Below are 22,241 nucleotides of genomic sequence, written 5' to 3'. Positions count from 1 at the left end.
ACAGGCCCTGGGCCGGGCGGCGGTGTGTCGCCCCCGCCGCCCGGCCCGCCGGCCCACGATCAGCCGCCGACCTGCTGGTTGTAGCCGGCCACGATGTTCTCCAGGGCCTTGTCGGCCGACTGCTGGCCGTTGATCGCCTTGCCGAGCTCCGTCGGGGTCGGGTCCTCGGTGATGCTCTTGCCCTTCAGCGCCCACTGCGTCTGCGCGCGGTTGAAGTAGCCGGAGATCGGGTCGTAGAGCGGGATCGACTCGTTGTACAGCTTGAACGCCGCCTGCGCCGCCTCGGACTTGAAGGGGTACTTCGGGTTCAGACCGGTCTCGACGGGCAGGAACCCGGAGGCCTCGCACAGCGCCTGGTAGTGGGCCGGCTCGTACAGCCAGGACAGGAACTTCTCCGCGGCGGCGGCCGCGTCGGCGTTGTTGTTGAAGCCGACCGTCATGCCGCCGCTGTTGACGTCACTGGCCTGCACCGGCTCGGCGGGAGTCGGGACGCTCGCCCACTCGAACTTCGTGATGCTCTCCGCGTAGGCGGCGACCTGCCACACGCCGGACCAGTAGGCGACGACGTCACCGCTCTGGAACATGGCCGACGGGTCGGCCTCGCTGGTCCACACCGACTTCGGCATGGTCTTGTCGTCGTTCCATCCGACGAAGGTGTTCACGGCCTTCTTGGTCGCCGCGTCCACCGAGAACTTGCCGGAGTCGTCGGCGTGGACGTACTTCCCGCCCATCTCGTACACCATGGCGCGGAGCCGGGACGGAGACGGGTCGAACGTCAGGGAGTACTTGGCGTCGGTCTTCTCCCGGACCTCGTCCGCCGCCTTGATGAATTCGGTCCAGGTCCAGGTCTTGTCGGGCGAGGTCGGGTAGGAGACCCCGGCCTTCTCGAAGAGCGACTTGTTGATGAACATGCCGGACGCGGTGATGTCCGAGGGGATGGACAGCACCTTCCCGGACGAGTCCTTGGCGATGAAGTTCTTGTTGATCTTGTTGCTCTTGTTGTTGGCGATGGAGCCGAGGTCGATCAGCTTGTTCGCCCAGATCGGGTCCAGCTTCGGCACTGCCGCCACGTCGGGCAGGGAGTTCGCCTGCGCGGCGTTGCGGAGCTTCGCGTCGTAGCCGTCGTAGGGGATGTTGACGAGCTTGACCTTGACGCCGGTTTCCTTCTTGTACTGCGCCACCATCTTCTTCCAGCCCGCGTCCTGCCCCGGAACCGTGGAGATCCAGAACGTCAGCGACTTGGAGGTCCCGCCCGAGCCGGAATCAGACCCGCAGGCGGAGAGCAGCAGGGCACCTGCCGTCGCCACGGCAGCGAGGGGAACAACGCGGCGTATGCCACCGCGGCCGAGCCGGCGCGAGCGCCGCACACCCAGACTGGTCATCTTCAATCCCTTTTCGTCGTAGCGGAAGAAGCACGGCGCCAGCCGAGGCGGCACGGGTGCATTTTGCAGGAAATTTCGCTTTCCGGGGGCACGGCCTCGCCCGGCCGCGTCGCCCTGACGGGTGGGGTCCCCGGCCATGACGGCCGACGTCGCACAAGCACGCCCTCGTGCGGCTGCCGTACTTCACGTACGTGCGGGAGGCTCACCCGGAGTCGGCGTCCCGGCCGACTCAGAAAGCGCTTGTCCGGACATTGGCAGACCGACGACGCAGCCGTCAATGCTTCGCCCGCACAGCTCCGGTCACGGTTTGGATTCCATGGGCGACCGCGAGCCTGCTGGCGCCCGCGACGGTGCCGGTGTCCCCCACGACGCTGCTGACCACCTCGGTGGGCCAGCTCAGCCGGGCCAGCTCGGCCCGTACACCGGGCAGGAGCTGGGGATCCGCGCCGGTACCGCCGCCCAGCACGATCAGCCCGGGGTCCATGACGGCGGCGACGGCGGCGGCGAGCCTGCCCACGTCGGCGGCGTGCGAGTCGAGGACGGCACGGGCCGTGGCGTGCCCCTGCCCGGCGAGGGTGAGGAGCCGCTCGGCGGTGCGCGGGCGGGGTCCGTCGGTGTCCTGCCAGGTCTCGGCGGCACGGCGGAGCAGGGTGCGCGAGCCCATCCGCTGCTCCAGGCCCTCGTGGCGGGGGGCGCTCAGGTCGTCCCAGGGATAGGGCAGTCTGGCCACCTCACCAGCGGCGCCGTTCGCGCCGCGCAGCACGCGGCCGCCGATGACGACGGCGAGACCGATGCCGACGCCGATGCGCAGATAGCCGAAGGTGTCGCGGCCGACGGCGGCGCCCTCGTGCAGTTCGGCGAGTGCGGCGCAGTTGACGTTGTTCTCCAGGTGGACCGGGACGCCTTCGGGCAGCGCCACCGCCATGGCGTCGAAGACCGGGCCGGCCTTGGCGGTCGCGGGGCGTTCCCCGGCGCCCTCTCCGTCCCGGGTGGTGACGTCACCCACGGCGACCACGACCGCCCTCAGCGGCGCGCCGACGGGCAGCGCGTCGCGGACCTTGCGGACGGTGTCGGCGGCCTCCGGGCGGGACCCGGTGCCCTCGGCGAGCAGCGTGCCGTCCAGGGCGCATCCGCGCACCCGCGTCTTGGCAGGTCCGAGATCGACCGCGAGCACGGCGCCGGCGGCCGGGCCCAGCCGGTAGACCGCGGCGCTGCGGCCGGTGCCGCCGGAGGCCCGCCCGGAGTGGGCGGCGAGCTCGACGGCCTCGAGTTCGGCGACGGCGGTGGAGACGGTCGGCTTGGAAAGGCCCGCACCGGCCGCCAGCTGGGGGCGGGTGGCCGTGCCCGCCCCGGCCAGTACGTCGAACACCACACGGGCACTCTCACTCAGGTGCATGGTCTCCCCAGGTCACTCAGGTGCATGGTCTCCCCAGGTCGTGCTGCGGCCGAGCGGGCGGCCGCGAGGGTGGCGCGGCATCGGGAATTCCGTGCCTCTTGACGCACCCTACTTCGTTAGTTAACTTCCTAACGAACTTCACGGTACTCGCCTGCCGTGCTCCGCAGAAGCCCGTCCCGGGGCTTCCCTACCTCTTCAACTGCCGTGGCCCGACGCTCGGTTCGCCTGCCGTTCGCCGTGGCCGCGCAACACCGAAAGAGGACCCGTGCAGGACTCCACGCCTTTCGCGGTCGGTATCGACGTGGGCGGCACCAAGACCCAGCTGCGTGCCCCCGCGGGCGGCGAGATCGTCGTCGACCGCGTCCGCGCCAGCACGGGCTGGCGGCCGCACGACCCCGGGGCCGCCGCCGACTGGCTGACCGCTCTGGTCGACGACGCCCTGCCGCCCTCCGTACGACCGTCCGCGCTCGCCGTGGGCGGTCACGCCTGTGAGACACCCCGCCAGTGCGAGGGCATCCGGGCCGCGCTTCAGGAGCGGCTGGGTGTGCCCTGTCTGGTCGTGGGCGACGCCGAACTGCTCGTGCCCGCCGCCGGGCTGGACAAGGGCGTCGGCCTGGTCGCCGGTACCGGTTCGGTCGCGGTGGGGCGGTTGCCCGACGGCGATCCGGTGCAGGTCGGCGGCTGGGGCGCCGTGCTCGGCGACGAGGGCGGCGCGGCCGGACTCGTCCGCGAGGCCGCGCGGGCCGTCTGGGCGGCGCACGACCGCGGCGCGGAGCCCGACGCGCTGGCCACCGGGCTGATCACCGCGTTCGAGGTGGCCGAGGTGCCCGCGCTCGGCGCGGCGCTGGAGGCCGCCACGGACGTCTCCGCCGAGTGGGGCCGGCACTCCCCCGTGGTGTTCGCCGCCGCCGAGGCGGGCTCCCCGCTCGCCCGGGCCGTGATCGCCGAGGGCGGCCGGGCACTCGCCGGGCTCGTCGTACGGCTCGCCCGGCGCGGGGTCGCGGTGGACGACGTGGTGGTGGCGGGGGGCACGGTTCTCGCCCAGCCCGCGCTGTACGCGGCGTTCACCTCCGCGCTCGCCGAAGTCCTGCCCGGGGCCCGGCCGCAGCCGCTGCGCGTGCCGCCCGTCGAGGGCGCGGTGGCGCTGGCCCGTTCGCTTCTGTGAGCCGGGCGGGCGCCGTTCACCTTCCGGACACCGGCCCGTGGCCGTTCCCTCTCCGAAGGGTCACAACACGGCCGTAGATCTTCGTCTCGTAGCTAACAGGTGCCACAGAAGTCGACAGAGGCACCCTGAGTCGCACACGCCGCACCACCTTCCCGGCCGTACGGCCGGAGCATTCGTCGCAGAACTCAAGAGAGGCCCACCCATGCCGTCATCAGCCGGGCGTCCCGCCACCCTCTCCGTCGACAGGCGAGGCTTCCTCAGGACCTCCCTCGGGGCCTCCGCGGGGCTGCTCGCCGCGCCGACCTTCGCCACGTGGCTGGCCGCCGCGGACGCGAAGGCCGCCACGGGGCCCGTCGCGTTCGTCGACGACTACAAGTCCAACGTCCTGACGAACCAGACCCCCGAGACCAACGCGGTCGTCCGGGTTCTGGGGGGCTTCGCCCAGGTGTGGAAGACCGGCTCCTGGAACACCGGCATCCCGCTCATGCCGGAGGTACTGCGCGCCAACGTGCGCTACTGCGAGCGGATCACCGCCGAGCGCACCGACGCGGAGGCGAGGGAAGCCTTCGTCATCGACCGCCAGCACCAGAGCTACTCGATGATCGACGGCCTCGGTCCGCTCGCCGCGCTCTACAAGGCGGGGGCCAAGGCGGTCACGTCGATCACCAGCGCACCGGACGGCACACCGCCGGCCAAGATCAACGATGCCGTGCCCGCCGACGCCCCGGCCGGTTCCGCGCTGGGCGCGGGCTCGTACGACTCCGAACTCGGCCAGGTGGCCCGGCTGGTGGACACCCTGCGCGGCAACTGGGCCTCCAGCAACCCGGCCAAGTTCGCCTACCAGTACCCGCGGCCGTGGCGGATGAACGGGGAGAGCGAGGTCGTCGACACCGGCAGGACGGACGAGTTCGGCTTCCCGGTGTACGAGTCGAAGGTCGTCGTCGCCCCTCAGCTGCTGCGCCAGCGCGGCGACAAGCCGGCCGAGGACGGTGGCTTCCCCAGCGGCCACACCAACGCCCTGCACCTGGCGTCGCTGGCCTACGCGTACGCGGTTCCGGAACGTTTCCAGGAACTGGTGACGCGCGCCCTGGAACTCGCCCACACCCGGATCGTGGCCGGCATGCACTCCCCCGTCGACGTGCTCGGCGGCCGGATCATGGCCACCGCGCTGGCCGCCGCCACTCTGGCGGACCCGGCCAACGCCGGGCTCAAGGCGGCGGCCCGCGCCCAGGCCCTGGCCTATTTCGCGGAGAAGACCGGCACGACGGCCGACACCCTGTACGCGTACGCGCACTCCGCGGACACCGGCACCGACCCCTACGCCGACCGGGACGCCAACGCCCGTGCGGTGCGGCCCCGGCTGACGTACATCCTGCCCCGGCGGGGCCAGGACCGGCCGCTCACCGTGCCCAAGGGCGCGGAGGTCCTGCTGGAGACGAGGCTGCCCTACCTGGACGCGGCCCAGCGGCGCGAGGTGCTGCGGACGACCGCGCTGCCCTCCGGGTACGTCCTGCTGGACGGCTTCGAGCAGTGGGGGCGGCTGAACCTGTTCGCCGCCGCGGACGGGTACGGCGCCTTCGACCACGACGTATCGGTGACGCTGGACGCGGCGGCCGGTGGTTTCCACGCGGCGGACAGCTGGCGCAACGACATCGAGGGCGACGCCGGACTGACCAAGCGCGGCACCGGCACGCTCACCCTCACGGGCCACAACCGCTACCACGGCGGGACCGTCGTCGAGGACGGACTGCTGGTCGCCGCGTCACCCAACGCCCTGGGGCAGGGTGACGTCCGGGTCACGGGCGGTACGCTCCGCGCCGGCAAGGTCCTGCGGGTACGCGGCTCCTACGTCCAGGAGGGCGAGTCGACGCTGGAGCTGCTGCTCCGCAAGAACCACGGCCCGGCGCTCACGGTGAGCCGGCGGGTCCTGCTGGGCCGGGACAGCGTGCTGTCGCTGCGGCTCGACACCGAGCGCCCGCCCGTCGCGGGGACGACCGTCCCGGTCCTGTCCGCTCCGTCACTGCGCGGCGGGTTCGCCCGCGTCGAGCTGGATTCCGACACGCTGCGGGCCGTCCCCGTGCACACGTCGGAGGGCCTGTCGGTGCGACTCGTGCGGCGGTGACGCCGTGCGCGGCGGGGGCTGATGCAGAGTGGGTCCATGAGGGACCTCTGGATCGCTCCCGCCGTTTCCCGGCCGGTGCCGCTCCCTCCCCCGGCACCGGCCGGGGCCGTGCGACGGCCCGACCGCCGGTGGTGGGTGCCGCTCCTGATGGTCGCGCTGCTCGGGCAGATGGCCTTCGCGATGGTCACGACCGCTGTGCGGCAGACCCCGACCATCGACGAACCGGTGTACGTGGGCGCGGCCGCCGAGTACGTGCACGAGCACCGGCTGCGCCACAACCCCGAGCATCCACCGCTCGGCAAGCTGCTCATCGGCGCCGGGGTGGCCCTCGCGGAGCCGCACATCGACCCCTCCTTCGCCGGGGACCAGGGCAGGCTGGGACGGCACCTGCTCTACGAGTCGGGCAACGACCCCTGGCGGCTGATGCTGTGGGCCCGCCTCCCCGTGATCGCGCTGACGCTGCTTTTCGGTCTGGTCGTGTTCGTCTTCGCCCATGAACTGGCCGGGACGGCAGGGGCGTTGACCGCACTCGCGTTGTACTGCTTCTCCCCCGACGTCATCGCCCACGGCTCACTCGCCACGCTCGACGTGCCGGCCGCCGGGTTCGTGCTCACGTCGGTGTGGCTGCTGTGGCGGGCCCGCCGCAGGCCTCGGCTGTACCTGCCGCTCGCCGGGGTGGCGCTGGGGGCGGCCCTGGCGACGAGGATAAGCACGCTTCCCGCCGTACCGGTACTCATGGCACTGGGCGCCGTAGCGGTGTGGCACGCGTCGGCGGGCACCCGGGCCCGGGTCCTGATCCGGGCGGTGGCCGGCGCGGGTGTGGTGGCTCTGGCCGCGGTCGCGGTCGTGTGGGCCGCGTATGTGATGGTCGATCCGCGGCTGCGGTGGGCTCCCGAGCAGCATGTGCCGCAGGTGCGGGGGCTGCGGGGGCTGCTGGTCGAGCTGATGCCGTTCCCCGAGGCGTACCGGGACGGGATGCGGGTCCAGTTCGGTCTGGAGAACCGGCCGTGGCAGGGCTTTCTGTTCGGCCGGCTGTACTCGGGCTCGCTCTGGTACTACCTGCCGGCCGCGCTGCTGGTGAAGACGCCGCTCGGGATGCTCGCGCTGTGGCTCGCCGGGTCCGCCGTCGTGGTCGCGGTACGCCGGCTGCGGCCGGCCGCGCCGTATGTGCTCGCCGCGCCTGTGGTGCTGCTGGCCGCGGCCACGCAGGGGGCACGGGATTTCGGTACGCGCTACGCCGTGTTCCTGTCGCTGTTTCTCGCGGTGGCCGCGGGGTGCCTTCCGCTGCTGCGGCGGCGGTGGGTCGCCGGTGTCGTGGGGGTGCTGGTGGTGTTCGTCGCCGTGAGTTCGCTGCGTACGTACCCCTATTACCTGCCGTACTCCAACGAGGCGTTCGGGGGGCCGGGCCGGACCCGGGAGCGGTTGCACGACTCCAACGTGGACTGGGGGCAGGACCTCGGGCGGCTCGCCGAGCGGTTGCGGGAGCGGTATCCGGATGAGCGGGTGTGGCTGGTGTACAAGGGCAGCGGGGTGCCGGCCGCGTACGGCATCGAGGCCCGGGATCCGCGTGCGGTGCGCGACGGTGATGTGCGGGGGCTGCTGGTGGTGTCGGACTCGGCTGCCGCGAAGGCGACGGGGCGGCTGGCCGGGTTGATCGGCAGCAGCCGCCCCGTTGACGACGTGGGGCACTCGATCACGATCTATCGTCGTTGAGCGCTTCTCAATGGGTCGCGTGGAAGAAGCCGTCCACGCTCACGTGCTCCATGACTCGACTCGCCACGTGGTAGCGGCCGTTGGGGACCTCGGGGCACCTGGCGACGTGGACCGCGAGCGGGCCCGCGAACTCGTAGCCCTTGCGTTCCGCGTGGCGGGCCAGGGCGTCGGTGAGGGCCTGGCACACATGGGTGCTGTGGCTGCCCAGGCGGTCGTGGATGTCGTCGACGAGTTCCACGTCGTAGGCGTTGGGGACCATGACACGGCCCTCCCGGCACACCACGGCGTTGTCGTCGCACTCGCGTCGCAGGGCGTCGACGACCTCGACCGGGTCCTTGTCGCGGACCCGGGCCCACAGGGCGTCAAATCGGTTTTCCAGGGTTTCTTCCAGCGCACTCAGCGCGCCCATACGGTGTCACCTGCCGGAACGTCGTCGGGTCGGTCGGGGTCGGGGGGGCTGGGTGCCGGCTACCGCTCGTCGAAGTCGTCGGGCCGCACCTCGGCCTCCTCCAGGGCCTCGCGGAGCGTGCGGCCGGTGGCGCCCGGCGGTCGGGACCGGGGATCGTCCTGGTGCTCCAGGATCTGGTCCGTGGTTTCCGTCTTCGGCCGGTTCTCCTCGGGGACGGTCATGACGGTGGCTCCTCTCGGGATGATCTGTGGCGGCGGGTTCCCGCCCGGCGTCCGGGTATCCCCGCGCCGGGCACCTCATGTGCTGTCCGAGGAAGCCCTGGTCACCTCGGTGCGTGAGCTATGTTGAACGTTCGTGGCAGACGAAGGAGGCACACCGGTGCCATCGCCGCAGCAGGCACGCGCCCAGGCATCCGCGATCACCTCGGGGAAGGCCGCACCCGAAGCGGAGGTCTCCCCGTCCTCCCAGTTGCGCACGCTCTTCGACCGTCCCCGGCTGTCCCCGGGCCAGCGGCGCATCGCCCAGTACCTGATCGAGCACATCACCGAGGCGGCGTTCCTGTCGATCACGGATCTGGCCGACCGGGTCGGCGTGAGCCAGCCCTCGGTGACGCGGTTCGCCTCGGCGGTCGGCTTCAGCGGGTACCCGGCGCTGCGGGAGAAGCTCCAGTCGATCGCGCTCGGCACCCTCGCGGGCGGTCCGGCCGAGGAGATCCGGGGCAACGAGCTGCAGGCGGCGGTCGACGCCGAGATCGAGAACCTGGAGAACCTGCGGCGGGACCTCGCCGATCCGAACCTGGTGATCGACATCGGCCGCAAGCTGTCGTCGTCGGCCCCGCTGACGGTCCTCGGCCTGCGCATCTCCGTCTCGCTCGCCGAGTACTTCGCCTACGCCGCCCGGCGGATCCACCCGGACGTCAGGCTCGTGACCCGTGGCGGCAGCGTGGCCTACGACGCGCTGCTGCAGTCGCGTGAGGCGGGCGGCACCTGGGTGCTGGCGTTCTCCATGCCCCGGCACGCGCAGGAGACCCTGACGGCCGTGCGCGTGGCACGGGGTGCCGGGCTCAAGGTCGCCCTGATCACCGACCTGGCGCTCGGGCCGCTCGCGGACGAGGCCGACGTCGCCTTCGCCACCGGCACCGGATCACGCCTGGTCTTCGACTCCTACGCGGCCCCGGGCGTCATGTGCTCGGCGCTGCTGCAGGCCATGACGGACGCGGACCCGGAGCGGACGCAGGCCCGTCTTGAGGAGTACGAACAGGTCGCCGACCAGCACCATTTCTTCCTCCGGGACTGAGGGACAGCCGGCCGCACCCGCCCCGGACCAGGCACTGGACCAGACAAAGGGATCATCCACAACAAAGCGCGCATGAATGTTTTCATGCTCCTTGCAAACCGGATGGCATATATAAATACTGCTCACGGATCGCGACCCGGCCTGCCGGATCCGTTCCGCACCCGAGGAGGCCGAGGCCTACCCACTCCGGCGTCCCGGGTATCCGTGGCGGCCCTGGCCATCCCCTAGGCCGGGGCCGCCCCGACCCGTCGTCCACCCTCACGACGCCGCACACCCGGAAGCGATGATCATGCCCCTGACGACCACGCGCATCAGCCCGGACTGGCCCTGCCAGGTCAAGACCCCCGGGAGCTACGACTGGGAGCGCTCGGCGGCCAAGTGGCTGCGCGAGCTGGTGCCCACGCGCTACGCCGGCTACCCCGTGTTCATCCGCCACCCCGTCCTCCTCGCCCGGCACGCCCAGATCCAGGTCCAGCAGGAGATCCGGGTGGCCCGCACCGCCCTGCAGACCGCTCGCGCCGACCTGCCGGGGCTCGGCCTGCACGAGGGCGTCATCGAGCACACGATCAAGCTGTACGCGGCCGAGGTCATGCAGTTGCAGCACATCGCGCGCAGCGTCCGGGCGGTCACCCAGGCGCTGGTGGAGGCCAACCGCCAGCCGTGATCCCGGGGCCCCCGGGGGCATGACCCGAGCCGTGCGTGGCACACGTGAGGGAATGAGCACCACCGAAGTCCGGCGCGCGGAGCCGGTGACCACGGTCCTGACCTGGCAGGTGCGCCCCGGCCATGAGCGGGAGTTCGAGGAGTGGACGCGGGGCATCTCCCGCTGCGCCAGGCAGTTCCCGGGCAACGAGGGCGTCTCCTGGCTGACGCCGGAGGACGGCCACCGCTTCCACGCGGTCCTGCGCTGGTCCGACCAGCACCGGCTCGCCGCCTGGCTGGAGTCCGAGGAGCGGGCGCACTGGCACCGGAAGATCGAGGACATCGCCACCGAGGTCAGCAGCGAGCGCCAGTCGACCACCGGGATGGAGACGTGGTTCAGCCTGCCGGGCACCACCGTGCAGGCCCCGCCCCGGTGGAAGATGGTCCTCACGACGTTCCTCGGCGCCTACCCCTTCACCCTGCTCATCCAGTGGCTGGTGACACCGCAGACCACCGGCTGGCCGCTGCCGCTGCGGGCTGCCGTGTTCCCCCTGGTGCTGCTGCCGGTGCTGACCTATCTGGTGATGCCACGGCTCAGCCGGCTGCTGCGGCTGTGGCTGTATCCGCGCGACAGCCGCTGACCAGCGCGGGGAGCCGGGCCCGACGTGCGGGAGGCCGCGGATCCGCGGGCGGTCCGTGCGCACAAGTGGGTCTTCGAACGGGCCCGGGTGTGCCATGCTCAAGGCGTGACGAGCGAGCCTGTGACGCCGGCGCAGCCCGGTGTCGCACCGGACCTGGTCGAACTGGCCAAGATCGTCGCCCGGCAGCGCGCCGAGCTGGACCGGCTGCGCGACCAGGCGGCCATGTCCGCTGTCGTGGAGCGGGCCACGGGCGCTGAGATGGCCCTGACCGGGTGTTCCGCGGACGCCGCCGGCGAACAGCTGCTCCAGCGGGCCAAGGCGGCACGTCACACCCTGCTGGAGGAGTGCTGGATCACGCTCGGGAGTCTGGCGCCGGCCGCGCCCGCCCCGGGTGCGCCCACCGCTCCCGTCGGCACCGGCGCCCCCGGCCCCGGTTCCCTGGCCGAGACGGCCGCGCCGGACGACGTCGCAGCCGCACTGGCCCGTATCGGCCAGGCCCTCGTTCGGGTGACTACACCGCACGACCTGGCACGGTGTCTGCTGGAGCATCTCGCGCCGGACATGGGGGCGGACGCGATCATGCTCTACGCCCGCAGGCCCGACGGCGGTCTGGAGCTGATCGGGCACGCCGGCATCGAGGACCAGCTGGCCGCCCAGTGGAACCAGGTGCCGCCGCTGAGCGGCATCGCGGCGCTGGACGCGCTGCGGGCGGGCGAGCCGCGCTGGCTGGAGGACTTCGCCTCGGACGCCCGGCGGTACCTGCTGATCGGGGAGCCTCCCGAGCGGTGGCGGTCACGTGCCTGGCTGCCGGTGTTCACGGCCGGCTCGGCCGAGGTCTGCCTCGGTGTGCTGCGCGGCCGAGCCGGGTCGTTCACGCCCCGCGACCGCGCTCAGCTGCGGGGCGTCACCGGGCTGTGCGCCGGCCGAATGCGTGCCTTCGACGCACCGCCGGAGCGGACCGCCGACCCCGCCACGGACGCGGTGCAGGAACTGTTCGACGCGCTGCCGCTCGCGGCGATGCTGCTCACCCCGCTGAGCGCCCCGTCGGGTGAGACCGAGGACTTCCGGGTGGAGGCGGCGACCGCTCAGGCGGGCGACCTGCTGGGCCGTCCCGGCGAGGAGCTGGCCGGGCGGCGGCTGCTGGAGTTCCGGCCCGCCCTGGCGGGCGAGCCGCTGTGGTGGGGCTGCGTGCACACGCTGACCACAGGGGAGCCGTACGAGAGCGAGCCGTTCGCGCACGAGGAGGTCGTGGCGGGCATCGCCGCGCTCTCCACCTACTCGGCGCGGGTGGCGCTGCTGGGCGACGCGCTGGTCGTCAGCTGGGTCAGGCACGGCTCCTCCGACCGGCAGGAGCAGCGGCTGGCGGATCTCCAGCGGCTGGGCAACCTCGGCTGGGCGAACTGGAACCTGGCCACGCTGGAGGCCTCCTGGTCGACCCAGGTGTTCACCATCTTCGGCCGGGACCCCGCGGAGGGGCCGGTGGGTCTCGCCGGTCTTCCGGAGCTCGCGCTGCCCGAGGACGCGCCCGCGCTGACCCGTGCCGTCCGCGCCCTCGTCCAGGACGGGCGGGCGTTCGACCTGCCGTTCCGCATCAGGACGTCCGGCGTCATCCGGCATCTGCGGCTGGTGGCCGAGACCGTGGCCGACATGCACGGCACACCCGTCGAAGTGCACGGCGTCGTGCAGGACTTGACCGCCCGGCGGCGGGCGGAGCTGGCCCTGGTCGAGAGCGAGCAGGCGATCCTCACGCAGAACGACGTCCTGCGGGCCGAGCGGACCTTGGCGTCCCGGCTTCAGCACGCGCTGCTGCCGATGGCCAACCGGCCGGTGCAACTGGCGGGGCTGCGCGTCGAGGTCGCCTATCTGCCCGCCCAGTCGGGTGTGCACGTCGGCGGCGACTGGTTCAGCGCCGTGGAACTGCCCGACGACGGCGCGCTGCTGGTGGTCGGCGATGTCGCCGGGCACGGCGTCGGCGCCGTCGCCACGATGGCGCAGCTCCGCTTCACCGCGAAGGGCATGGTGATCACCGGCTCGTCGCTGACCGGGGCGCTCGCCCGGCTGAACACGCTGCTGCTGCACTCCCGCGACTCCCATGCGACGGCCACGATGGTGCTGGCCCGCTACAACCCCCGGCAGCGGCGCCTGGTCTGGGCCCAGGCCGGACATCCCCCGCCCCTGCTGTTGCGGGACGGCGAGGCGCGGTATCTGCGCCGGCCCCGCGGCATGCTGCTAGGGGCATCCTCCAAGCCGGTCTACGAAGAGGCGGACTGCCGCCTCGAACCGGGCGACCGGCTCATCCTCTTCACCGACGGCCTGGTCGAGCACCCTCCGGAGAGCATCGACCGAGGGCTGGAGCGGCTCGCCGAGGCGGTGGCGGCCCCGCACACCGACGGGCCCGCGTCGCTCGGGCCGCTGCTCGCGCGGATGCTTCCGGACGAGCGGCGGGACGACGTGTGCGTCGTGGACATCCGGGTTCCGAGGGTGCCGGAGCGGTAGGCGGGACGCGTCCCGGGTCAGGAGTCACCGCGGTGCCGCCAGTACCACCACAGGCCGACGAGGAGGGCCAGCAGGAATACGGTGGGCAGCACCAGGCCCGGTATGCGGGAGCCGTTCATGGGCATGGCCTTCGGTTCTCGGCGGACGGGGCAGCTCACTCATCGCCCCGGGCCAGGGTGAGGCCCGTCGGCGCCACCGTCCCGCTCCTTTTCTCAGCCGTTGCCCGGCGTTCGATTTACGGGGCGCCGGATCAGTCGACCGGGTGACCGGGCGCGATGGTGTGGGCGTCGGACAGGCGCAGCAGGGGCCCGTCGTACGTCTCCCGTCCGCCCCACTCGACCGGGTCGAGAACGAAGCCGATGTGGTCTCCGCCGCCGGCACGCGTCACGATCCGGCCGACGAACCAGGCCGGGACGTCCTCCAGTACTGCCGCCCCGCCGTACCCCTCCCGCAACGGCAGCCCCTCGAACTTGTCCGTCCGGTCACCGGTCCGCCCGCCGAACAACTCGGCGAGGCCGCGCTGTTCACGGTCGAGCAGATGCACGGCCAGCACGTCGGCGTTCCGGGCCACCCGGAAGGTGTGGTTGAGCTCGGAGAGCCACACCACGAACCGCGGGGGCCGGATCGAGCACTGTGAGGCGAACCCGACCAGACAGCCCGCCCGTTCGCCCCCCGCCACGGCCGTGACCACGCACATGTCGGGATCCAGCCGCCCGACGAACGCGTCCATGCCCACACCACTCACTCCTCCACCACCACGTCCGACGCCCCTCGGCATCACCTCACCATGCCGGGGATGGGGGTGCCATCTCGCGACACGGTGCCGCCGTAGGGACCGATGCCATCTGACGGCCGACGCGGCCGGACGGGCCACGCCCTCCGGACCGACGCCGCGAGGCCGGCGCACCGCCGGCTGTGGGGCAGCCGGGCGATGCTGCCGACCGGGTGGGCAGGTGCCGTCCGGTGAGCACAGCCACTCGGGGCCGCTGGAGACCGGCGAGCGCCCCCACCGCCAGGCGGACCATCGAACGGCGGCACCATCCAGCACCTGGCCAACCCTCCGGTGAGCCACTGGGCGGACGACGACGCGAAAGCCGCCGGCCGGCGAGCGGCCGTCGGCGGACCATCTCACGGGCAGCACCCTGGCCACACGACCGAGCGGCGAGCGGCCCGATGAACCAGTGGTGCCAGGCTGCGCACCGACGGGTCGCCAGATCACCCGGCCGAGGCAAGCGGCCGACCGGCCCCCAGCCCCGTCCAGCACACGGCCCAACCGCGAGGCGACGCCCGTCAGCTCGTGTTCGGGGCTGTGCGGGATTCCAGTGCCGTGCGGGTGTCGTTGCCGTAGACGCCCGTTTCGTCGCCGCGGATGCCGTACCAGAGTTGGAAGCGGGCGACCGCCGCGGTCAGGGTGGGGTCGTAGCTGCCGCTGGTGGAGCCGTCGCGGTAGACGTCCGGGATGAGCAGGAGGCGTTCCTGGAGTTCGGTCACCTCGGGGCCGGTGGCTCCCTCGCGGAGGGTGCCGGGGCCGTCGGGGTCGGCCGGAGCCGCGGCCGGTGGGGTGGGTGTCGGTGTGGGGGCGGACGCGGTCGGGCGGGGGGCGGGGGCCGCGCTGTCCTCGGTCTTCTCGCCGCCGCGGAGCAGCAGCGCACCGCCGAAACCGATCACCGCCGCCGCGACGACCGCCACCGCGACGGCGGCGCGGCGCAGTCCGGATCCGGAGCGTACGGCATGGCGGTCACGGCGGGCGCGAGCGACCGGCGGTATTTCCTGCGTCAGGGCCTCGGAGCCTGGCGGCGGGCCCGGCAGAGCGACGGATTCATAGCCGCCGGACTCAGGACCGCCCGGTGCGGAGCCGGAGGCGGCGGCGGTCTGTTCTCGGTACTCCCGCATCAGTTCCGCCAGCGCGTCGGTGCGGCGGGGCCGCAGGACGCGGATGGGTTCGAGGGCCGGGCCGTCGTACGGCTGCCGGGGCTCGGACGGTGTCGACACGTTGCTCTCCTTCCGTCCGGGCTCGGAGGCGCCCGTCTTCGAGGATCGTTCCGCCGCTAGATACGCGGCTGCCGCGCCAGGAGTTCAGAGAGCACTCAGTTCCTCCCCGCGACTGCACTGAGTGCCATCCGTGGCCTTTCGGGTGCTACGTTCCAGCCCATGAGCTCCGAGAAAGCCGACCTCGGGAACGGAAAGCCGCCCATGCGGGACGCCCTGGTGGCGGCCGCCTTCCAGCTGTTCCTCGAGCGGGGTTATGAGCAGACCACCGTCGACGACATCGTGGCGCTCGCCGGCGTCGGACGGCGCTCGTTCTTCCGCTATTTCCCCTCCAAGGAGGACGTGGTCTTCCCGGACCACGAGCGGTGCCTGGCCGACATGACGGCCTTCCTGGCGGACGGCTCCGACGACGAGGAGCCCGTGCGGCGGGTCTGCGACGCGGCCCGGCTCGTGCTGCGGATGTACGCCGAGAACCCGACGTTCTCCGTGCAGCGCTACCGCCTGACCAAGCAGGTCCCCGGGCTGCGCGCCTACGAGCTGTCGGTGGTGTGGCGCTACGAGCGCGCCCTCGCCGAGTACCTGCGCCGCCGTTTCGCGGCCCGCCGGGACGGGACCCTGCACGCCGACGTCATCGCCGCGGCGGTGGTCGCGGCACACAACAACGCCCTGCGCTCCTGGCTGCGTTCGGACGGACAGGACGAGGCGAGCGCCACGGTGGACCACGCGCTGGCGTACGTGCAGTTGGCGTTCGGCGGCGCGCCGGCGCCGGTCGCGGAACCGCAGCCGGAGGACGTGGTGGTGGTCGTCTCGCGACGCGGAGCACCTCTGTGGCGGGTGGTGCAGGAGATCGAGTCGACGCTGGGGCGGCCTGAAGGCCCACACATTTGAGGGTACGGAGTGCCTTTACGAGTGGCACTGAGTGCCATACGCTGTGCTGCGTGCACGGTGGCACGGTGAACCGGGCACACCTGTGCGCGGGTGACCGCGCACCCGGGATTCCGCCCGAGTGCAGGGAGTTGACCAGCGTGTACCACCACTCAGGAAGCGTGACTCAGCAGACAGCCGGCTCCTCGACGGGCCTCCTCGATCCGAGGGGCCAGGACACGGACGCCATCCTCTTCCAGCGCTGCACCTGGTGCGGCACCGCCATGTTCCACCGGCTGCTGTGTCCGGTCTGCCGGGGCAGCGACCTGCGGACGGAGCGCAGTGAGGGCGCGGGCACGGTGCGCCACTCCACGGTGGTGCACCGCAACACGCCCGCGGCGCGCAATGTGTCCATGATCGAGATGGCCGAGGGGTTCGTCGTGCGCGGCCGGGTGATGGGCCCGCCGATCGGCATCCACAGCGGGGACCGGGTGCGGCTGTCCACCGCCAAGGACCCGGTACGGGGCGAGCCGGTCTTCCAGCTGCTGGACGAACCGTACCGGGCCTGGAGCTGACTCCCTCTCAGGCGGCCCGTCAGCCCGCGAACAGTTCGCCGGTGCGCACCGGCCGTCCCGTCTCGAAGCTCCGGTTGGCCGCCAGACCGACCGCCAGCGCCAGCGCTCCGTCGCGTTCGGTGGCCGTGGGATGGTCCGCCACCGCGGTGTCCGCGGGGCGGGTGGGGTCGGCGGGTCCGAACAGCGCGTCGAGCATGCGCGGATCGCCACCGCCGTGGGCCTCGCGGGCGACCGCGAGCGGCACGTCCACCGGGGGCTGCCACAGCGGGCGCAGCGTGAGGCGGGCACCGCCCGCGTGCTCGGCTGCCGTGTCCCCGTGCAGGGCGCCGGCGGCCGAGGTGACCCGGGTGAGGGCCGGCTGCCAGCGGCTCTCCTCGACCTCCAGTTCCAGTCGGCCCGCGCTGCCGTTGAACATCACCCGGTAGCCCTCCCACGGGGAGTAGGCGGTCAGGTGGTACGTCATCGTCGCGCCGCGCGAGTAGCGCACGAGGACGGACATGTCGTCCTCGATGGTGATCGGCCCGTCGAAGACGTTCCGGTCGCGCAGGTATCCGTCGTCCCGCTCGGCGTCCAGGTAGAGGGCGCGCAGGGTGTCGTTGGCGGCGAGGTCCAGGGCGAAGGGGTCGTCGGCGGCCCGCTCGGCGCCGTGGGCGCGGTCGTACTCCCGGCGCAGCCCGTGCCGCTCCCCCGCCGTACGGCCGTAGAAGCCGAGCCGCCCGTAGCCGAAGGCCTCCCGGGGCTCGTCGGCGAGCCACCAGTTCACCAGGTCGAAGTGGTGTGAGGACTTGTGCACCATCAGGCCGCCGCTGTGGTGTTTCTCGCGGTGCCAGCGGCGGAAGTAGTCGGCGCCGTGCCGTACGTCGAGCAGCCACTCGAAGTGGACCGACAGCACCTCGCCGATCGCGCCCTCGGCGAGCAGTGCGCGCACCTTCTCGTGCACCGGGTTGAAGCGGTAGTTGAACGCGACGGTCAGGGAGTTGCCGGTTGCGCGGACGGCGTCGAGGATGCGGGCGCAGCGTTCGGCGTCGACGGTCATCGGCTTCTCGGTGACGACCCGGCAGCCCGCCTTCAGGGCCGGGACGATGTAGTGGTCGTGTGCGGCGTCGACGGTGGTGACGACGACCTCGTCGATGTCCTCCTCGGCGAGCAGGGCGGTGAAGCGGTCGGGCTCCCACAGGGTGGCGGCGGGTGCGCCGGCCTCGGTCAGCAGGCGGTTGTGGAAGGCCATCCGGGTGGGGCTGGGGTCGCAGAGCGCGGCCACGAGGTGGCCGGGGCGTTCGGTGAGACCCCGGGTGAACAACTGGGCCCGGTGGCCGGTGCCGACGACGGCTGCGCGCAGGACGGGAGTTCGGCTCATGGCAGGTGGCCTTTCCCGGGGGCGGGCGGTCCACTCCCCCGGCGCCGAAAGCGCTTGCCGAGGCTCTGGTCAGCGAGTGAGGGTGACGCGGATGCCCACGGTGCCGTCCAGACCCCGGCGCAGCCGGCTGCCGAGCAGGGTGAGCCGGCCCGTGAGGCCGTACTTGCGGGCGATCAGCTGCCGGTAGCGGGCGGTGGTGGCGGGGTCGCAGATCTCCGCCGTCGCGGGCAGCTGCTCACCCGTGGGGTTGCCGCGCAGGTCGCAGGGGCCGACCAGGACGTCGGCGCGGTTGCGGATCCGCTTCACCTTCCAGGAGCCGGCGGGCGTCCAGGCACCGAGCGCGTCCCCGTCGCGTACCACCCAGACGGGGGTGGCGACCGGCGTACCGTTTCTGCGGTAGCTGGTGATCAGCAGGTACTTGCCCGCACCCAGTTCGTCCAGCGCACTGTCGTCCATGGCGGGCAGTGTACGAGCGCTACCTGCCCGGCGCGCGCCCCGGGGTCAGCGCAGCGCGGCGGTCATTCTCCGCACCGCCTCCGTGATCACTTCGGGCGAGGCCGCCAGGTTGAGGCGGACGTGACCGGCGCCGCCGGTGCCGAAGGGGAGGCCGGAGTTGAGGGCCACGCGGCCGCGCCGCAGGAAGACGTCCGCCGGGTCGTCGCCGAGGCCGAGCGCGCGGCAGTCGAGCCAGGCGAGGTAGGTGGCGTCGCCCGGGCGGTAGCGGATCGCGGGCAGGTGCTCGGCCAGCAGGTCCGCGAGCAGCCGCCGGTTGCTGTCGAGGCCGGTCAGCAGGGCGTCCAGCCAGGCTACGCCGTCGCGCAGGGCGGCGGTGTGGGCGATGATGCCGACATGGCTCGGGCCGTGCCCGACCACCTCGGGCATCCGGGCCAGGTCGGCGGCGGCCCCGGGCCCGGCGATCGCGAGGGCGGCCTTGAGCCCGGCGAGATTCCACGCCTTCGAGGACGACATCAGCGACAGGCCGCGCTCGGCGCCCGGCACGCTCAGGTACGGCACGAAGTCCGTGCCGCCGACGACGAGCGGCGCGTGGATCTCGTCGGCGACGACCCGCACGCCGTACCGCTCGGCGAGCGCGGCGACGGCGGACAGTTCCTCCGCCGTGTGGACCACGCCGGTCGGGTTGTGGGGGCTGCACAGCAGATAGGCGGCCCGGTCCCCGGACGCAACGGCCTGCCGGAAGGACTCCTCCAGGACAACGGGGTCGATACGCCCGCCGGTCCCGAGCGGGGCCTCCACCACGCGCCGGTCCATGTGCGCGATGAACTGGTAGAACGGCGGGTACACCGGCGGGTTCACGACCACCGCGTCCCCGTTCCCGGTGACCAGTCTCAGCATCTCGACGACGCCCAGCATGACGTCCGGCACGATCGCGGTGCGCTCCACGGCGAGCCCGTCCCAGTTCCACCGCTTCTCGGCGAAGGCGGCCAGCGCCTCCGCGTAGGCCGTGCCGGCGGGATAGCCGGTGTCCCCCAGGTCGAGGGCGTCGGTGACGGCCCGCACGACGGGCTCGGCGAGCGGTACGTCCATCTCGGCCACCCACAGGGGCAGCACGTCCTCGGGATAGGTGCGCCACTTCATGCTCGTGCGGCGGCGGAGGTGGTCGAGAGTGAGGGCTCGCAGAGGATTCGGTTCACCGGACGTCTCGTGCGGGATCCTGGTCATGGGCACACGATAGGGGGCTGTGCGGTGAGCGGGAATCTTGCGGACGGGGTGCGGGGAGGGCCGGCGGGCCGGTTCCTGGAGATCGCCTGCGACGAGTCGGGGTCGGACGGCGAGAACCTCACCGGTGGGAACACGGACGTGTTCGCGCACGCGAGTGTCTCGCTGTCGGTGGCGTCGGCCGCGGCGGCCGTACGGGAGATCCGGGACCGGATCCGTTCGCCCGCGGAGGAGTACAAGGCGAACCACCTGCTGCGGGAGAAGCACCGAGCGGTGCTGGAGTGGCTGCTGGTGCCGGAGGGGCCGATGCACGGGCAGGCGCGGGTGCATCTGATGGAGAAGACGTTCTTCGTGGTGGACCGGGCGGTCTGCCTGCTGCTGGGGGACCCGGCCGCGGCCGTCGTCCTGTTCCGCGAGGGACGCCGGACCTTCGGGGAAGCGGGCTGGCGGGCGTTCCTGGAGGCGGCCAACCAGTTGCTGCGGGTCCGCAACAACGGAGAGCCGGGCGCCCCTGTCGAAGGGTTCTACGACACGGTCGACGCCCTGCGGCAGGCGCATCCGCGGACCGACGCGGGGAGGGTCCTGGCCCGGCTCGGGGCGACCCGGGACCGGGCGGTGTCCTATCGGGCGGACTTCCTGAACGGGCCGCCCCTGATCCCGGTGCTCAACCCGCTGCTCCCGGCGATCGTGCGGACGGCCGCCCTGTGGAGCGGCGGCGGGCGGGAGGTGCGTCTGGTGCACGACCGGCAGAACATGCTGACGCCCGATCGCATCGCGTGGATCGAGGAGGCGGCCCGGCGGACGGGGGCCGGCCTGGCCGGGTTGCGGCTCGTCGTCGCGCGCGAGGACGCACGGGTGCAGGTGGCGGACTTCCTGGCCGGGATCGCCCGCAAGATCGCCTCCGACGAGCTGAACGGACGCGGGGACCCCACGCTCACCGCCCTGCTGCGGCCCTACGTCGATCCGGCCTCGGTGTGGGGCGACACCCGCAGCCTGGCCCTGCTCGCCGCCCCGGCCGCTCCGGTCACCCGCCGGCGGTGAAGAGATCACGCGCGCGCTGAACGCGGCGCGGCTCCGCTCCGTATGGAGAACAGGGCGCTCAACTCAAGGAGGGCCCCGCGGTGTTCGCGCCGCGATGTTCGGGTTCGGGAGCCATGCATGAGGCACGCACGACGACGGGTCGTCCGGCGAGTGACACAGCTGGCGGCCGTCGGCGGACTCCTCCTCGGAGGAACGATGGTCACCAGCGCTGTGGCGAGCGAGCCCCCCGACGCATCCGTCGGCGTCCCCTACTCGGCGAAGCCGGGCACCGGCATGGGCACCGACCTGGTGTCCCGGCTCGGGACGTCGCGCACGGCGGGCAGCTGGGTCGACTCGTCCGGGCGGCCGGTCGTCGCCGTCACCGACGACAAGGCCGCCGCCGAGGTCAAGCGGGCCGGCGCCCAGGCCAAGATGGTCGACCACAGCATGAGCGATCTCAAGGCGGCCACCGCGACGCTGCGTTCGGCGCCCAGAGTGGCGGGCACCTCCTGGGCACTGGACTACAAGAACAACAAGGTGGTCGTACGGGGCGACAGCACGGTCTCCTCCTCCGACTGGTCCCGGCTGACCGCGGTCGCGGACAGCATCGGCGGTTTCGTGCGCATGGAGCGCACCGAGGGCAGGTTCACGACGCGGATCAACGGCGCGGAGCCGATCCTGTCGACCGCCGGGCGCTGTTCGGCGGGCTTCAACGTGACCGACGGGACGACCGACTACATCCTCACGGCAGGACACTGCGGACCCGACGGTTCCGTCTGGTTCTCCGACGACCGGGGCCGCGATCAGGTCGGCACATCGCAGAGGGGGAGCTTTCCCGGCGACGACTACTCCCTGGTGAAGTACGACAGCGGCAAGGCCGGCAAGGGCGCGGAGGTCGTTGCGGTCGGCGAGGACGAGGGCGTGCGGATCACGGGTGTGGCCGATGCCGAGGTCGGGGAGAAGATCTTCCGCAGCGGCAGCACCAGCGGGCTGCGCGAGGGCGAGGTGACCGCGCTGAACGCGACGGTCAACTACCCCGAGGGCACGGTCACCGGGCTGATCGAGACGAATGTGTGCGCCGAACCGGGCGACAGCGGTGGCCCGATGTTCGCCGACGGCATCGCGCTGGGCTTGACCTCGGGCGGCAGCGGGGACTGCGCGGCGGGCGGTACGACGTTCTTCCAGCCGGTGACGAAGGCGCTGACCGAGCTGGGAGTCAAGCTGATCGTGGCCAAGCAGGCCGGTGGCACCGCACCGGCGCCGTCGGCCTCGGGTGCCGCTTCGCCCGGCTCGTCGGCGCCGGTGACGAGCGAGGACGTGTCGAGCCTGCTGACCCGGCTCACCGACCCGCGCAACGTCGGCCCCGGTCTGCTGGTCATCGCGGGCAGTCTCCTCGCTCTGGTGGCGACCCGCTGGATCCGCTCGGAGCAGGACCGCAAGGCGTACCGGCGGTACTACTCGGCCACTTGGGGGTGAGTCCGGGACACGGGGGCGCAC

At 72.5% G+C, this 22,241-nt stretch carries 20 protein-coding genes; 11 read left to right on the top strand and 9 right to left on the bottom strand.

Features of this window, described 5'->3' with window-relative positions; all coding sequences use genetic code 11:
* Positions 1 to 59 precede the first annotated feature (59 nt).
* On the bottom strand, positions 60 to 1,382 hold the full coding sequence (locus tag AC07DF_RS09390) for an extracellular solute-binding protein (protein WP_478968586.1): 1,323 nt from the start codon (positions 1,380 to 1,382) through the stop codon (positions 60 to 62).
* A 274-nt stretch (positions 1,383 to 1,656) separates the two neighbouring features.
* On the bottom strand, positions 1,657 to 2,778 hold the full coding sequence (locus tag AC07DF_RS09385; protein WP_478968585.1) for an ROK family protein: 1,122 nt from the start codon (positions 2,776 to 2,778) through the stop codon (positions 1,657 to 1,659).
* A 265-nt stretch (positions 2,779 to 3,043) separates the two neighbouring features.
* Here AC07DF_RS09385 and AC07DF_RS09380 point away from each other — a divergent pair, with 265 nt between their 5' ends.
* From AC07DF_RS09380 to AC07DF_RS09370, 3 genes are all read left to right on the top strand, one after another.
* Entirely contained in the window at positions 3,044 to 3,943 is a 900-nt protein-coding gene (locus AC07DF_RS09380) for a BadF/BadG/BcrA/BcrD ATPase family protein (RefSeq protein WP_478968584.1), read from the top strand.
* A 202-nt stretch (positions 3,944 to 4,145) separates the two neighbouring features.
* A complete protein-coding gene (locus AC07DF_RS09375) occupies positions 4,146 to 6,065 on the top strand; it encodes a phosphatase PAP2 family protein (protein WP_478968581.1) in 1,920 nt (639 codons plus the stop codon).
* A 147-nt stretch (positions 6,066 to 6,212) separates the two neighbouring features.
* The gene (locus AC07DF_RS09370; RefSeq protein WP_478969474.1) at positions 6,213 to 7,778 is read left to right on the top strand and encodes an ArnT family glycosyltransferase; all 1,566 of its coding nucleotides are present in this window, start codon (positions 6,213 to 6,215) and stop codon (positions 7,776 to 7,778) included.
* 7 nt (positions 7,779 to 7,785) lie between these two features.
* Here the strand turns inward: AC07DF_RS09370 and AC07DF_RS09365 are convergent, their stop codons facing one another.
* Entirely contained in the window at positions 7,786 to 8,187 is a 402-nt protein-coding gene (locus AC07DF_RS09365; RefSeq protein WP_478968579.1) for a DUF3662 domain-containing protein, read from the bottom strand.
* A gap of 59 nt (positions 8,188 to 8,246) precedes the next feature.
* Complete coding sequence (locus tag AC07DF_RS09360) at positions 8,247 to 8,408, bottom strand: hypothetical protein (protein ID WP_478968577.1); 162 nt, start codon at positions 8,406 to 8,408, stop codon at positions 8,247 to 8,249.
* A 157-nt stretch (positions 8,409 to 8,565) separates the two neighbouring features.
* Here AC07DF_RS09360 and AC07DF_RS09355 point away from each other — a divergent pair, with 157 nt between their 5' ends.
* The 4 genes from AC07DF_RS09355 (at position 8,566) to AC07DF_RS09340 (ending at position 13,262) form a co-directional block, all read left to right on the top strand.
* Positions 8,566 to 9,483, top strand: coding sequence for a MurR/RpiR family transcriptional regulator (locus AC07DF_RS09355; RefSeq protein WP_478968575.1), 918 nt, complete (start codon positions 8,566 to 8,568; stop codon positions 9,481 to 9,483).
* 283 nt (positions 9,484 to 9,766) lie between these two features.
* Positions 9,767 to 10,147 carry a hypothetical protein gene (locus AC07DF_RS09350; RefSeq protein WP_030847522.1) on the top strand — a complete coding sequence of 127 codons (381 nt, stop codon included), beginning with the start codon at positions 9,767 to 9,769 and terminating at the stop codon, positions 10,145 to 10,147.
* 52 nt (positions 10,148 to 10,199) lie between these two features.
* A complete protein-coding gene (locus tag AC07DF_RS09345) occupies positions 10,200 to 10,766 on the top strand; it encodes an antibiotic biosynthesis monooxygenase (protein WP_478968572.1) in 567 nt (188 codons plus the stop codon).
* Between the two features lie 105 nt (positions 10,767 to 10,871).
* The gene (locus AC07DF_RS09340) at positions 10,872 to 13,262 is read left to right on the top strand and encodes a SpoIIE family protein phosphatase (RefSeq protein ID WP_478968570.1); all 2,391 of its coding nucleotides are present in this window, start codon (positions 10,872 to 10,874) and stop codon (positions 13,260 to 13,262) included.
* Between the two features lie 250 nt (positions 13,263 to 13,512).
* On the opposite strand, the gene AC07DF_RS09335 is transcribed toward AC07DF_RS09340, so the two are convergent.
* Together AC07DF_RS09335 and AC07DF_RS09330 are read right to left on the bottom strand one after the other, a co-directional pair.
* Positions 13,513 to 13,992 (bottom strand): flavin reductase family protein, encoded by a 480-nt coding sequence (locus tag AC07DF_RS09335; protein ID WP_478968568.1) that lies wholly within the window; start codon positions 13,990 to 13,992, stop codon positions 13,513 to 13,515.
* 560 nt (positions 13,993 to 14,552) lie between these two features.
* The gene (locus AC07DF_RS09330) at positions 14,553 to 15,254 is read right to left on the bottom strand and encodes a peptidoglycan-binding domain-containing protein (protein ID WP_478968566.1); all 702 of its coding nucleotides are present in this window, start codon (positions 15,252 to 15,254) and stop codon (positions 14,553 to 14,555) included.
* A gap of 159 nt (positions 15,255 to 15,413) precedes the next feature.
* Here AC07DF_RS09330 and AC07DF_RS09325 point away from each other — a divergent pair, with 159 nt between their 5' ends.
* Both AC07DF_RS09325 and AC07DF_RS09320 read left to right on the top strand, forming a co-directional pair.
* On the top strand, positions 15,414 to 16,139 hold the full coding sequence (locus AC07DF_RS09325) for a TetR family transcriptional regulator (RefSeq protein WP_478968564.1): 726 nt from the start codon (positions 15,414 to 15,416) through the stop codon (positions 16,137 to 16,139).
* Positions 16,140 to 16,276: 137 nt separating this feature from the next.
* Positions 16,277 to 16,690 carry a Zn-ribbon domain-containing OB-fold protein gene (locus AC07DF_RS09320; RefSeq protein WP_478968562.1) on the top strand — a complete coding sequence of 138 codons (414 nt, stop codon included), beginning with the start codon at positions 16,277 to 16,279 and terminating at the stop codon, positions 16,688 to 16,690.
* A 19-nt stretch (positions 16,691 to 16,709) separates the two neighbouring features.
* Here the strand turns inward: AC07DF_RS09320 and AC07DF_RS09315 are convergent, their stop codons facing one another.
* The 3 genes from AC07DF_RS09315 to AC07DF_RS09305 form a co-directional block, all read right to left on the bottom strand.
* Entirely contained in the window at positions 16,710 to 18,047 is a 1,338-nt protein-coding gene (locus tag AC07DF_RS09315) for a Gfo/Idh/MocA family protein (protein WP_478968560.1), read from the bottom strand.
* A gap of 69 nt (positions 18,048 to 18,116) precedes the next feature.
* Positions 18,117 to 18,503: a PPOX class F420-dependent oxidoreductase gene (locus tag AC07DF_RS09310; protein ID WP_478968558.1), complete on the bottom strand. Its 387-nt coding sequence runs from the start codon at positions 18,501 to 18,503 to the stop codon at positions 18,117 to 18,119.
* A 45-nt stretch (positions 18,504 to 18,548) separates the two neighbouring features.
* Entirely contained in the window at positions 18,549 to 19,727 is a 1,179-nt protein-coding gene (locus AC07DF_RS09305) for a MalY/PatB family protein (protein ID WP_478968556.1), read from the bottom strand.
* A gap of 24 nt (positions 19,728 to 19,751) precedes the next feature.
* Between AC07DF_RS09305 and AC07DF_RS09300 the strand changes: the two genes are divergently transcribed.
* Both AC07DF_RS09300 and AC07DF_RS09295 read left to right on the top strand, forming a co-directional pair.
* A complete protein-coding gene (locus AC07DF_RS09300) occupies positions 19,752 to 20,765 on the top strand; it encodes a hypothetical protein (RefSeq protein ID WP_478968553.1) in 1,014 nt (337 codons plus the stop codon).
* 117 nt (positions 20,766 to 20,882) lie between these two features.
* Positions 20,883 to 22,220: a S1 family peptidase gene (locus AC07DF_RS09295; protein WP_478968551.1), complete on the top strand. Its 1,338-nt coding sequence runs from the start codon at positions 20,883 to 20,885 to the stop codon at positions 22,218 to 22,220.
* Positions 22,221 to 22,241 lie beyond the last annotated feature (21 nt).

Source organism: Streptomyces sp. NPDC044719 (genome assembly GCF_056433405.1).
This window is presented reverse-complemented; position numbering and strand designations above follow the sequence as displayed.